General features: G+C 64.4%; 11 protein-coding genes, 1 tRNA gene and 1 pseudogene. 6 read left to right on the top strand and 7 right to left on the bottom strand.

Annotation, left to right across the window (positions count from 1 at the left end; all coding sequences use genetic code 11):
• Positions 1-272: 272 nt before the first annotated feature.
• Entirely contained in the window at positions 273-749 is a 477-nt protein-coding gene (locus H8B02_RS38420) for an Hsp20 family protein (protein WP_229170956.1), read from the bottom strand.
• Positions 750-961: 212 nt separating this feature from the next.
• On the opposite strand from H8B02_RS38420, the gene H8B02_RS38425 reads away from it, so the two are divergent.
• The gene (locus H8B02_RS38425) at positions 962-1,909 is read left to right on the top strand and encodes an alpha/beta hydrolase (protein WP_229170957.1); all 948 of its coding nucleotides are present in this window, start codon (positions 962-964) and stop codon (positions 1,907-1,909) included.
• A gap of 48 nt (positions 1,910-1,957) precedes the next feature.
• Here the strand turns inward: H8B02_RS38425 and H8B02_RS38430 are convergent, their stop codons facing one another.
• Positions 1,958-2,617, bottom strand: coding sequence for a hypothetical protein (locus H8B02_RS38430; RefSeq protein WP_229170958.1), 660 nt, complete (start codon positions 2,615-2,617; stop codon positions 1,958-1,960).
• A 60-nt stretch (positions 2,618-2,677) separates the two neighbouring features.
• Complete coding sequence (locus H8B02_RS38435; protein ID WP_229170959.1) at positions 2,678-4,477, bottom strand: adenylate/guanylate cyclase domain-containing protein; 1,800 nt, start codon at positions 4,475-4,477, stop codon at positions 2,678-2,680.
• A gap of 240 nt (positions 4,478-4,717) precedes the next feature.
• On the opposite strand from H8B02_RS38435, the gene H8B02_RS38440 reads away from it, so the two are divergent.
• Positions 4,718-5,353 (top strand): LysE family translocator, encoded by a 636-nt coding sequence (locus tag H8B02_RS38440; RefSeq protein ID WP_092126693.1) that lies wholly within the window; start codon positions 4,718-4,720, stop codon positions 5,351-5,353.
• A 70-nt stretch (positions 5,354-5,423) separates the two neighbouring features.
• On the opposite strand, the gene H8B02_RS38445 is transcribed toward H8B02_RS38440, so the two are convergent.
• The gene (locus H8B02_RS38445; protein ID WP_212313876.1) at positions 5,424-6,176 is read right to left on the bottom strand and encodes a sulfite exporter TauE/SafE family protein; all 753 of its coding nucleotides are present in this window, start codon (positions 6,174-6,176) and stop codon (positions 5,424-5,426) included.
• Positions 6,177-6,267: 91 nt separating this feature from the next.
• Here H8B02_RS38445 and H8B02_RS38450 point away from each other — a divergent pair, with 91 nt between their 5' ends.
• A complete protein-coding gene (locus tag H8B02_RS38450) occupies positions 6,268-7,161 on the top strand; it encodes a LysR family transcriptional regulator (protein ID WP_176529113.1) in 894 nt (297 codons plus the stop codon).
• 21 nt (positions 7,162-7,182) lie between these two features.
• Complete coding sequence (locus H8B02_RS38455) at positions 7,183-7,830, top strand: glutathione S-transferase N-terminal domain-containing protein (protein ID WP_283842302.1); 648 nt, start codon at positions 7,183-7,185, stop codon at positions 7,828-7,830.
• A 2-nt stretch (positions 7,831-7,832) separates the two neighbouring features.
• Here H8B02_RS38455 and H8B02_RS38460 read toward each other — a convergent pair.
• The 3 genes and pseudogenes from H8B02_RS38460 to H8B02_RS38470 form a co-directional block, all read right to left on the bottom strand.
• Positions 7,833-8,799: pseudogene (locus tag H8B02_RS38460) on the bottom strand (Bug family tripartite tricarboxylate transporter substrate binding protein).
• 86 nt (positions 8,800-8,885) lie between these two features.
• A complete protein-coding gene (gene hisN, locus H8B02_RS38465) occupies positions 8,886-9,665 on the bottom strand; it encodes a histidinol-phosphatase (protein ID WP_229170961.1) in 780 nt (259 codons plus the stop codon).
• A gap of 568 nt (positions 9,666-10,233) precedes the next feature.
• A complete protein-coding gene (locus tag H8B02_RS38470) occupies positions 10,234-11,121 on the bottom strand; it encodes an N-formylglutamate amidohydrolase (protein ID WP_229170962.1) in 888 nt (295 codons plus the stop codon).
• Between the two features lie 305 nt (positions 11,122-11,426).
• On the opposite strand from H8B02_RS38470, the gene cpdR reads away from it, so the two are divergent.
• Positions 11,427-11,786: a cell cycle two-component system response regulator CpdR gene (gene cpdR, locus H8B02_RS38475; RefSeq protein WP_092123795.1), complete on the top strand. Its 360-nt coding sequence runs from the start codon at positions 11,427-11,429 to the stop codon at positions 11,784-11,786.
• Positions 11,787-11,865: 79 nt separating this feature from the next.
• A tRNA-Val gene (locus H8B02_RS38480) sits at positions 11,866-11,940 on the top strand.
• Positions 11,941-12,397: the final 457 nt, after the last annotated feature.

The raw sequence follows: 12,397 nt of genomic DNA on the forward strand, positions 1-12,397 counted from the left end.
CTCCGACCGTCGGTCAGGCCGCTCCGCCGCCGCCGGCGCCGGCCCCCGCGATCCTGCCGACCCAGGAAATGCCGAAGGTGCAGGGGCTGGAGTGACCAGCGTCGCTCCGTAGCCCGGATGGAGCGAAGCGTAATCCGGGACGGTCGCGCCAGGACAAAAGTCCCCGGATTTCGCTGCGCTCCATCCGGGCTACGACGCCAACAACAAAAACGCCCCGGTTTCCCGGGGCGTTTTCGCGTTCAGCCAATATCTGCCGACGCGGGACGTGTTGCTTAGGCCGCGACCTTGCTGGCCGAGCCGTCAACCACCTGCGGGGCCTTGTCGCCGCCGCCGATCGGAATGCTGCGGGGCTTCTTGGCCTCGGGAATCTCGCGGACGAGATCGACGTGGAGCAGGCCGTTCTCGAGCGAAGCGTTCTTCACCTGCACGAAGTCGGCAAGCTGGAAGACGCGCTCGAAGGCGCGGGAGGCGATGCCGCGATAGAGCACTTCGGCGCTGTTGCCGGAGTTCTCGTTGGCGGTCTTCTCGCCCTTGATCGTCAGCGTGTTCTCTTTCGCGACGATCGAAAGCTCGGCCTGCGAGAAGCCGGAGACCGCAACGCTGATCCGGTAAGCGTTCTCGCCGGTGCGCTCGATGTTGTAGGGGGGATAGCCGGGGCTGCCGTCCGAGGTCACCTGATCGAGCAGGCTGAAGAGGCGGTCGAAGCCGACGGTGGAACGATAGAACGGAGTGAGGTCGTAGCTACGCATAGGGTAGTCCTCCAATGAGCGACTGTTTCAGTTACCCGCCCGCCATCGGGCCGTGTGTGCAGCCTGATGTTCCGGTTCCGAAACACTGGTAGCGGCCTGCACTGAGGTGATATGGGAGGGGTCACGTCGCGTTCAAGAGGCGGAAACCGCGTCGCTTTTTTCGGCGCCGGCGTCCTTGATCTCCACCCTGTCCCTCCACTCCGGTCTCCTGCATGACGCTCGTCTCGATCCCCGCCAACCCGGTTCCGGACGACGTTGTCAGTGGCACCATCAAGACACCTGACGGAGCCGAGCTGCGCTTCGCGCGCTGGGCGCCGCCGCCCGGCCGCAAGGGCACGGTCTGCGTGTTCGGCGGGCGCGGCGAGATGATCGAGAAATATTTCGAGACCGTGCGCGACCTGCGCGACCGCGGCTTTGCGGTGGCGATGATCGACTGGCGCGGGCAGGGCCATTCGTCGCGGCGGCTGCGCGATCCGCGCAAGGGCTACGTGCGCGACTTCGCCGACTACGAGGTCGACGTCGAGACCTTCGTGCAGCAGGTGGTGCTGCCGGATTGCCCGCCGCCCTATTTCGCGCTGGCGCATTCGATGGGCGGCGCTGTCCTGCTGCGGGTCGCGCATGCCGGCAAGCGCTGGTTCGATCGCATGGTGCTGTCGGCGCCGATGATCGACCTGCCGCGCCGGCGCGTGTCGTTGTTTCCGAGCGCGCTGCTCCGGATCATGCGGCTGGCCGGGCAGGGTGGCCGCTACGTTCCGGGCGGCGGCGGCGAGCTGGTCGGCCTCGCGCCCTTCATTGGTAATCCCGTGACCAGCGATCCGGTGCGCCACGCCCGCAACGCGGCGATCCTGGAAGAAGACCCGACGCTCGGCATCGCAGCGCCGACGATCGCCTGGGCCGACACCGCGTTCACCGCGATGCGCACCTTCCGCGGCATGTCGTATCCAACCGAAATCCGCCAGCCGATCCTGATGCTGGCGGCGAGCAATGACGAGGTGGTGTCGACGGCCGCGATCGAGGAATTCGCCTATCATTTGCGCGCCGGCTCGCATCTCGTGATCGCCGGATCCAAGCACGAGATCCTGCAGGAGCAGGATCGCTACCGCGGGCAGTTCTGGGCGGCGTTCGACGCCTTCGTGCCGGGTACTCCGCTGTTCAAATGATCCGCATTTTATCCTGACGCGTTTTCTTCACGCGAGCCGGTGTCGGGCTCAGCCGTTGAGCAGCGCGACGATCCGGTCCGGAAAGCGCTTTTCCACGAACAGGGTCCTGACCTCGGCGATGCTGAGGTAGCGGTCCTTGCCTTCGCCCTTGCCCATGATGTCGAGCAGCACCGGCCACTCGCCGAGCATCAAGAGCGGGTAGTAGCAGTGCAGGATCGCGTAGGACGGCGGATGCTCGTTCTTGGCGCGCTGGAAGTTTGCCGCCATGAACGTCTTGATCTCGGAGGCCGACAGCCCGCGCTCGACGCTGCCGTCGGGGGCCTTGTAGTCCGTGCCGAAGGTGGCGAGCCGCGCGATCTCGTCCTCATGCACGACGGCATGCTGGTCGAGGATGCGCGAGCCGGCGCCGTGCTTGTCGAGCGGGCCATTGCGCAACTCGTCGAGGATCGCGCCCTGCAACAGGCTGCGAATCTGGCTGAACGGACCGATGCCGTTGGCCATCTGCGCGACCATGAAGATCTTGGCGCCGGCGCTGAGCGCCGGAAGGCCGGTCTTGCCGGTGGCGCGGTCGATGGTTTCGGTCAGCTTCGGCAGCGGCACGATATGGCCGCCGACATAGTCGCCGGCGACCAGCGCACGCAGGAACGGGCAGGGATTGTCAGGAGAAACCTGCGGGGCGGGTGTCGCGCTTGCAGCCGTATCGGACATCAAACCACATCCTGAAAAGCTTCAGCTTAAAAAGCATCCATTACCGGTGGATGAATTCGCTCAGGAATCAGCGGCGAATTTCGAATTGGATGCAACCAGAGCGAGTTTGCCGAAGGGGAGGCCGGCTTTCAAGAGCCCATCGCGATAGAGCGCGATGTCGGCCGGGTTCTTCCAGTGGAAATTGCGCAAATGACGTTCGACCGTGAGGTCGGGATGGCTGGCGAGCAGCGCCTCGGCCGCCTGCGCGGCTTCGTCGGCGCGGCCGAGCTGGGCGAGCGCGGCGCTGCGCACCGCCAGGCACTGCAGATGGTTCGGGTTGAGATACAGCCCCTCGCGCGACCATGACAGCGATGCGTCATATTGCCCGAGCAGATAATGACTGAACGCGTTCAGCGCGGCCCATTGGTAGCGCGGGTCGCTGTTGCCGCGCTGAACCGCCGTCGAGAACAGATCGACCGCCTTGCGATGATCGCCGATCACCATATGGCAGATTCCAAGCACGCCGCGGGCGCCCATGTCGTAGGGATTGAGCTCGATCGCCCGCTTGATGGCGTCCATCGCGGCTTCGTAGTGGCCCTGCATCGCATGCAGATAGGCCAGCAGCGAAAATGCGAACGAGGAGCGCGGGTCGAGCCGGACGCTGCTCTCGGCCAGGCTGACCGACGAGGCCCACAATTGGCGCGTGCTCGGAATCCAGCCGAACTGGATACTCTGGATCTGGATCAGCCCGAGATAGGCGCGCGCGATCGACAGCGCGGGGTCGAGCTCGATCGCCTCCTTGAACAGCGCGATCGCGGTTTCGCAGTCCTCCTTGGTCTGGTGATAGTAGTGCGACAGACCCTTCAGGAAGCGATCCCACGCGGTCAGTTCGGCGTTCGGCGAGCGCGCCGGTGCCGAGGCCTCGGCGCGGTAGATCTCCTGGGCCACCGCGGCGGAAAGGTTGGCGGTGATCTCGTCCTGCATCGCGAACAGGTCGCCCATGTCGCGGTCGTAGCGGCCGGTCCACAGCTGCTCGCCCTTCTCGGGCGCGATCAACTCGGCGGAGACGCGGATCTTGTTGCCGGCGCGGCGCACCGAGCCCTGGATCAGATAGCTCGCGTCGATTTCGCGCGCGATCAGGCGGGTCGAGACGTTCTTGCCCTTGTAGGCGAAGGTCGAGTTGCGGCTCAGCACGCGGTAGAAGGATTGCAGCGACAGCGCGTGGATCAGATCCTCGGTCAGGCCGTCGGAGAAATATTCGTCGGCTCCGCCGCTCAGATTGTCGAACGGCAGCACACCGACGATCGCGGTCCGGTATTGCCCCGGCAAATGCGGGCCGTCATCCGGCGTCTTCTCCTGGAGGTCGGATCCGGCCGGCACCCAGGTCCAGACATGGACCGGTTCGGTGATGTTCTTGAAGCGGTGCGGGCCGGCATCGACCAAGGTGACGGCAAGCCGCCGCCCTGACTCGGTGCGGGCCTTGTCCGACACCGCGATTCCACCGGGCACGGCGACCGTCTCGAGACGGACGGCGATGTTGACGTCGTCGCCGAACACCTCGTCCTCGTCGGCCATGACGTCGCCCATGTGGACGCCCATCCGGAAGTGCATGGCGCGGTCGGCCGGCAGATGTTCGTTGCGCTCGGCCATCAGGGTCTGCATCGCGACGGCTGCCTCGATCGCGCCGATGATGCTCGGAAATTCCAGCAGGAAGCCGTCGCCGGTGTTTTTGACGATTCGGCCGCCATGGTTGAGGATGATCGGGTAGATCGCGCTGCGGTGCGCCTTGAACGAGGCATGCGTCCCCGCCTCGTCGACACCCATCATGCGGGAATAGCCGGCGATATCAGCGCAAAGAATGGCAGCGAGCCGTCTTTCCATGTCTCCTGTGCCCTGGAATTGGCCACTTAGCCGAGGTGACCGAATCCGATACTTACAAGACAGGCCGGGTCCGGCGGAAGCTCGGTTTACGGGCACCTATAATGCATAGTAGCAGGAATTGGCATGCGACCAACGGATCGTACAGTCCGTTTCTCTACTGAATTCGTGTGTCGCTGGGATGGCGCAGGTTGGCTGACCGTCCTTTCAGGGTCGTTACTTACATAGGCTAATGTGGCCGAGATGCTGGGAATTCACGAGCTTTGGCTGTTTGTCCTGTCCGGGCTGCTGCTCAACGTCACGCCGGGGCCGGATACCGCTTATATCATAGGGCGCACGATTCAGCACGGATGGCGCGGCGGAGCCGCTGCGGCGATCGGTATCAGCTGCGGCTGCCTGGTCCACGTGCTGGGCGCGGCGATCGGGCTGTCGGCGCTGCTGATGGCGTCATCGACCGCGTTCCTGGCCGTCAAGCTGATCGGCGCGGCATATCTGGTGCTGACCGGCCTGCAGATGCTGCTGTCGCGCGCCAAGCCGATCGCGGAGATCGCCGGGCAGGGCGGCGAGACCTCGATCTCGCGTGTGTTCTGGCAGGGGGCGCTGACCAACATTCTGAACCCCAAGGTGGCGCTGTTCTTCCTGGCATTCCTGCCGCAATTCGTGGCGGCGGACTCGCCGCACAAGACGCTGGCCTTCCTGGTGCTCGGACTGATCTTCATCACCGGCGGCACGCTGTGGTGCCTTGGCCTCGCAGCCTTTGCGGCGCGGGCTGCCGGCCGCATCCGGCAATCGGCCGGCGTGATCGCCTGGATCAACCGTTCGCTCGGCGCGCTCTTCATCTATCTCGGCGTCCGCGTCGCCATGCTGGAGGCGCGCTAGCCGTCGCCAGAGCGTTTTCGAGCGAAGTGGCTACCGGTTCGCGTGAAGAAAACGCGTCAAACAAGAATCTCTAGCCGTGGATCTTGAGCAGCGCGCTGCCGGCCAGATAGATGCCGAGCAGGATCATCGAGATCAGGAACCAGCGGCGGAAGACGTCCGGCTGCATCCGTGTGCGGACCGCCTGGCCGATGAACATGCCGGTGAACGACGCCACCATCGCCACCGCGCCCGGCAGCGCGGTGGCCGCGGTCAGCAGCCCCGAGGCCGTGAGGTTGAAGGCGAGTGCGATGGTCGCGGTGGTGAAGAAGACGCCGAGCGCCTGCACCAGTTCGTCCTTGTCCATGCCGATCGCCTGCATGAACGGCATCGAGGGAATGACCTGGACGCCGGTTGCCGCCGAGATCAGCCCGGTGATGACGCCGACGATGCCGCCGACCCATTTCTCGTGGCGTCGCGCGACCTTGAAGTTGAACCTGCTCAGGCCGACGATCGCGTAGATCACCAGCAGCGCGCCGAGCACCACGGTGCCGTAGGCCGCGTAAGGACCGGTCAATAGCCCGGCATTGATCCAGATTCCAACGACGGTGCCGAGCATCAGCGGCCACAGCCGCTTGAGGATGTCGCGCAGATAGGGGCCGACGAAGGTCTGCCAGATATTGGTGACGATCGCCGGCACGATCACGATCGCAATCGCCTGACCCGGCGCCATCGTGGTTGCGAGCAGTCCCATCGCGACCGTCGGCAGCCCGAGGCCGAGTGTGCCCTTGACGAAGCCGGCGAGCAGGAAGGCGAAAGCGATGAAGATCAGGAGATGGTCGACCATGGCTGCACATTGACCGATCGACGCGATCGGCACAATCTGGAGGTTACGGAGTTAGCCTTCGGACGGTCCGAAGGGCGGGGCGGGAAACGTCATGCGGTTCGACCTGATCGACTTGCAATTGTTCATCGCGGTTTCGGATGCACGCAGCATCACCCAGGGCGCGGCGCGCGCAAACCTTGCGCTAGCCTCGGCCAGCGAGCGGATCAAGGGCCTCGAGGAGGCGCTCGGCGTCGCGCTGCTCAAGCGCGGCCGCCGCGGCGTCGAATTGACGGCGGCGGGCGAGAGCCTGCTCGGTCACGCGCGGATCGTGATGCATAATGTCGAGGCTTTGCAGAGTGATCTCGCCGCCTATGCCAGCGGCGTCCGCGCCAACGTGCTGCTGCTCGCCAACACCTCGGGTCTGTCGGAGCATCTGCCGCGGGCGCTGGCGGCGTTCCTGCACGAACATCCCGATATCAGCGTCGACGTCGAGGAGCGCGAGAGCACCGATATCGCGACTGCGATCGCCAGCGGCGCCGCCGATCTCGGCTTCGCCGCCGAACACGCGCTGCCCGACAGCGTCGAGCGTTTCCTGTTCAGCGAGGACCGCCTGATGCTGGTGGCGTCGCGCCGCAGTGATCTTGGCGGCCGCCGCCAGATCGACTTCCAGGAGGTGGTCGGCCGCGATTTCGTCGGCCTTACGGCAACGTCGGCGCTGCAGGTCCATATTTCGCGGCACGCGGCAAAACTTGGTGCGCGGTTGCGCTTCCGCGCCCGCCTGCGCGGCTTCGACGCCATCTGCCAGATGGTCGCCGCCGATGTCGGCATCGCGGTGATCCCGGAAACCGCGGCGCGGCGCTGCGCGGCGGCGATGCCGATCACAACGATAAGGATCCGCGACGCCTGGGCCAATCGCCGGCTGACGATCTGCGCGCGCAGCTTCAAGGCATTGCCGCGCGCGGCCAAGCAGCTGGTGGAATATTTGCGGGCCGAAGCGCAGCGCTGACGAAGCTGAGGAGAGAGTGCAATGCTCAGGGTCTGGGGACGGCGCAGTTCGTTCAACGTGCAGAAGGTGATGTGGCTGATCGGCGAGCTCGATCTGCGCGCACGAGCACGTCGATGCCGGCGGTGCATTCGGCGGGCTCGATGCGCGGCGTTCCGCGCGATGAACCCGCATGGCCGCGTGCCCGTCGTCAGGGACGACGACGCGACGGTCTGGGAATCCCACGCCATCCTGCGCTACCTCGCCGCGTGCCATGGCAACGGCCGCTTCTGGTCAGACGATCCCGTGGTCCGGGCGCGGGTCGATGGCTGGATGGACTGGTCGCAAACCGCGCTGCAGCCGGATTTTCTCGGCGGCGTGTTCTGGGGATTTTTCCGCACGCCCGAGAGCCAGCGCGACTGGCTAGCGATTCACAAGGCACTCGCCCGCTGCGAGCAGCATTTTGCCAAGCTCGAACGCCTGCTCGAAGCCACGCCGTTCCTGCTCGGTGAGACGTTGTCGCTCGCGGATTTCACCGCGGGAACTTCGCTCTATCGCTATTTCGAACTCGAGATCGCCCGCCCGCCGCTGCCGGCGGTCGAGCGTTGGTATCAGCGGCTGCAGCAGCGCCCGCCGTTTCGTAAGCACGTCATGCTTCCGTTCGAAGAGTTGCGCGGCCGGCTCGACTATTAATCTCACTTCGCCGTCACCACGCCGGCCTCCTCGATCACCTTCGCCCATTTCTTGATGTCGGCGGCGATGAAGTCGCGGAAATGCTCCGGCGTGTCGCCGACCAGCGTCAGGCCTTGCTCGGCGAGCTGCTTTGACCGTCGGATCAGCCATCGCTTCGGTGGCGATCCGATTCAGCCTGGTGATGATCGCCGGCGGCGTTCCGGCGGGGGCGACCATGCCGTACCAGTTCTCGATGATCAGGTCGGGCATGCCGGCCTCTGTCGTGGTCGGCACGTCGGGCGCGGTCGGGGCGCGCTCGCGGCCGCCGAGTGCGATTGGCCGCAACGTGCCCGCCTTGATCTGCGGCAGGATCACCGGCAGGTCGAAGAAGGTCATCTGCACCTGCTGACCCAACAGATCATTCACCGCCGGCGCCGCGCCGCGATAGGGCACGTGCACGATGTCGATCTTCGCCGTCAGCTTGAACAATTCGCAGGCCAGATGCGGCAGGCTGCCGGGGCCGGAGGAGGCGAAGTTGAGCTTGCCCGGCTGCGCCTTGCCGAGCGCGACCAGCTCGCTCATGTTCCTTGCCGGTACGTCGGTGGCGACAACCAGCATCTCCGGCACGGTCGCGACCAGTGTCACCGGTGCGAGATCCTTCAGCGTGTCGTAGGCGATCTTCTCCATGCTCGGGCTGATCGCCAGCGCGCCGGCGCTCGCGATCGCAACCGTGTAGCCGTCGGGGGCGGCCTTCGCGACCGCATCGGTGCCGAGCACGCCGCCCTGGCCGGCGCGGTTGTCGACGATGATCGGCTGCTTCACCAGTTCCGAGATCTTCTGCCCGATCACCCGCGCGATGATGTCGTTCGGCCCGCCGGGCGGGAACGGCACGATCAGCCGGATCGGCTTCGTCGGGAATTGCTGGGCGCTGGCGGTGACGGGCGCGAGAAGCAGGAGAATGGCTGCCAGCAGCCTGCCGCACATCGTCATGTCGCCCGTCCCTGACTTTTCTCGTTGCCGTCAGGATGGGCGCAGATCAATCGCCCGGCAACTCAAGAAATCAGGCGGAGCAAGGATCAGGCGTTGAGCAGCTTCATCGCGGCTTCGTGCACGCGTGGGTCGCCGGCTGCGATGATGCGCCCGCCGCCTTGCGCCGGCTTGCCCTCCCAGGTGGTGACGACGCCGCCGGCGCCGGTGACGATCGGGATCAGGCCGGCAATGTCGTAGGGTTTCAGCTCGGTCTCGACCACGAGGTCGAGATGGCCGGCCGCGAGCATGCAATAGGAGTAGCAGTCGCCGCCGTAGCGCGACAGGCGCGCCGCGTGCTCGACGCGGCCGAAGCGGGCGCGGTCATCCGGATTCATCAGCAGCGGGCTCGTGGTGAAGACGGTTGCCTCCTTCAGCGAAGCGCAGCGCCGCACCGAGAGCCGCCGCGCGCCCGACGGCCCGGCGTAATTCGCCGAACCATTGTCGCCGGAGAAGCGCTCGCCGATATAGGGCTGGTGCATCATGCCGAATACCGGCGTACCTTTATGCAGCAGCGCGATCAGCGTGCCCCAGATCGGAAAGCCGGCGATGAACGACTTCGTGCCGTCGATCGGATCGAGCACCCAGACATAGTCGGCGTCCTGGCGCTCATTGCCGAACTCCTCGCCGACGATGCCGTGCTGGGGGAAGTTCGCCTTGATCAGCCGCCGCATCACGGCTTCCGCGGCCCGGTCGGCCTCGGTGACCGGATCGAAATCGCTCGAGCTCTTGTTGTCGACCGAGAGTGAGGTGCGGAAGAAGGGCAGGATGGTTTCGCCGGATGCGGTCGCGAGGCGGCCGATGAAGGCGGTAAAGTCGATGACCGTCACGGCATGTCCCTGAAATGCGCAAACGACGCGATAGATACCGGATGTGCTCTTGCCTAGCTCAATCCCAGGCGGCGCGCACGATTAACGGAGTGTTATCCCAGCCTGATGACCCGGTTCCGGACTTTCGATTTGGCTTCGATTCGAAAGTCTTCCTGGCTTCGGGGCGGATCACGAAGTTGCGAGTTCTGGTATACAAGCTATGCGCTGAACGCTGTCCGATCGTGATTTCTCATGTAAGCTATTGATATTAAAAACCTTAATTCGGTCCGCTGGTCGTGTTGCAGTTTCGCCAGACTTACCAACATTACAGAAGAAATGTTTCGAAAGTTCTTGCGTTTTGTGCAGCGCGGTCGCATATTGTTGCGGTGCGGTAGCGCCTCGCGCTATCGCTGCCCTCCTTGGGCGTTTCCTCCCTAGACTTGGGCCGCTTGTTCATTCAAGCGGCCCTTTTTTCTTTGGGCCGTCATTTCCGCGAGTGAACTGAAAATCCAATTCGGCGCCTATCGCGTCGCCAATTTGAATTCTTGGTTCATGACTTCATCGGCACCACGGGTGGCCGACGAAGGTTTTACTCCGCTGCCGCCTGGAACGGGCCGAGATCCCCGAACGGAATTTTCGCGAGCGCATCCGCGAGCGACGCAAAGTCGGCCGCCACCTGGGCGAAGCGCGGTCCGCGCTCGCGTTGGCGCTCATCCATATAGACCGCGCGATTGAGCTCGATCTGCACGGTGTGCAGGCCGCTCGCCGGGTTGCCGTAATGCTCGGTGATGAAGCCGCCGGCATAGGGCTTGTTGCGGCCGACCGAATAGCCGAGCGAGCTCATCATCTCCTCGACCAGGTCGGGCAGCAGCGGCGCGCAACTCGTGCCGTAGCGGTCGCCGATCACGACGTCGGGCCGGCGCGGCTCGTCGCGCGATACCCCGACCGACGGCATCGAATGGCAATCGACCAAAATCACGGCACCGAACGCCTGGTGCGCCTTGTTGATCAGCCGGCGCAGTGCGCGGTGATAGGGCTTGTAGAGCACCTCGATCCGCCGCAACGCCTCGTCGACGTCGAGCCGCTCGCGGTAGATCTCCTGCCCGTCGCCGACCACGCGCGGGATGGTGCCGAGGCCGCCGGCCACCCGCATCGAGCGCGTGTTGGCAAAGCTCGGCAGCCGCCCGGTGAACATGCGCGGGTCGAGCTCATAGGGCTCGCGGTTCACGTCGACATAGGAACGCGGGAAGTTGACCCGGATGATCGGAAAGCCGCGATCGTTCAATCCGGCGATCAACTCGTCCATGAAGGAGTCTTCGGAGCGGCGCAGCGACGCCACGTCGATTCGCGACGCCTCGAGGAACTCGGCCGGGTAGACCGAGCCCGAATGCGGGGAATTGAAGATGATCGGCGCGCGCCAGGCCTGCGGCTCAACGATCTCGAACGGGGGCGACAACTCGCCAGCAAATTCGGTCATTCCCTTGGCGCCGTCCCTTGCGTCCACCTCGCCCCGCAAGAACTGATTCTGCCGGAAAAGCGGAGATTTATGGGCGGGCATTGTCGGCAATCGCGATCATTCTGCCAAGTGAAAAGAGTGTGGCGCGGGCTGGAACGCGTCTTAAAGGCGGGAAATGCCGCACAAGGTTGATTCGATGCGTGGTTCGGTCCACAAATGGCTGGCGCGCATTTGCCGCTGGCTTGACGCAAATTTCACCCGAAATTTACCGTCTGTCGGGCTTACTGTTCGGACTGCTCCTCAAGCCGGATTCGACGATCCCTGCCATGCCGAAAATTCTTCTCGCCGAAGACGACACCGATATGCGCCGCTTTCTGGTCAAGGCACTGGAAAATGCGGGTTTCAAGGTCTCGCCGCACGACAACGGCATGTCGGCCTATCAGCGGCTGCGTGAGGAGCCGTTCGAAATGCTGCTCACCGACATCGTGATGCCCGAGATGGACGGCATCGAGCTGGCGCGCCGTGCCTCGGAACTCGATCCCGATATCAAGATCATGTTCATCACCGGCTTTGCCGCGGTGGCCCTCAATTCCGATTCGGAGGCGCCGAAAAACGCCAAGGTGCTGTCCAAGCCCGTGCACCTCAGGGAATTGGTTAGCGAAGTGAATAAGTTGCTGGCGGCCTGATTCGCCAAAAAACCTTCACTTTGTATCCTTGCCTGCCCCGCCGCCGTCCGTTATAGGGACCCGATCCAAACACGGCTTTGGGTGCGTAGCTCAGCGGGAGAGCACTACCTTGACATGGTAGGGGTCACAGGTTCGATCCCTGTCGCACCCACCATCCTTCGTTCGCGTAGCGAGAGAAGGATGCCACGCCGAAGCCCCAAGGGCGAAGGCGGGCCTTCGGCCGCGAGCTACGGCTCGGCAAGCCACGCTTCGCCATGACGGCGGGCTTCTGATTCAACCTTTCAAGCAGCTTGTTCAGTGTCATGCCCGCGCATGCGCCGCCGTTAGGTCCGTCATCCTGAGGAGCCGCAAAGCGGCGTCTCGAAGGATCGACGGCCACCAGCGGGGCCGTGCATCCTTCGAGGCTCGCTGCGCTCGCACCTCAGGATGAGGGGATAAGCGTCACGCGCAACAGCGCTTGAAATATGAGAACGCATTCTCGCGACATGATCTGTCCGAGTCTTGCCTTTCGTCTCGCCCTCTTTCTTGAAGAGGGCGCAGGGAAAGCCCGGTGCCGATCGCACCCACAAGGCCAATCAGTGCTGCAGGTTCCTGCCGCTCCAGGGTGAGGG

It is taken from the genome of Bradyrhizobium altum, assembly GCF_020889705.1.
Lineage (GTDB): Bacteria > Pseudomonadota > Alphaproteobacteria > Rhizobiales > Xanthobacteraceae > Bradyrhizobium > Bradyrhizobium altum.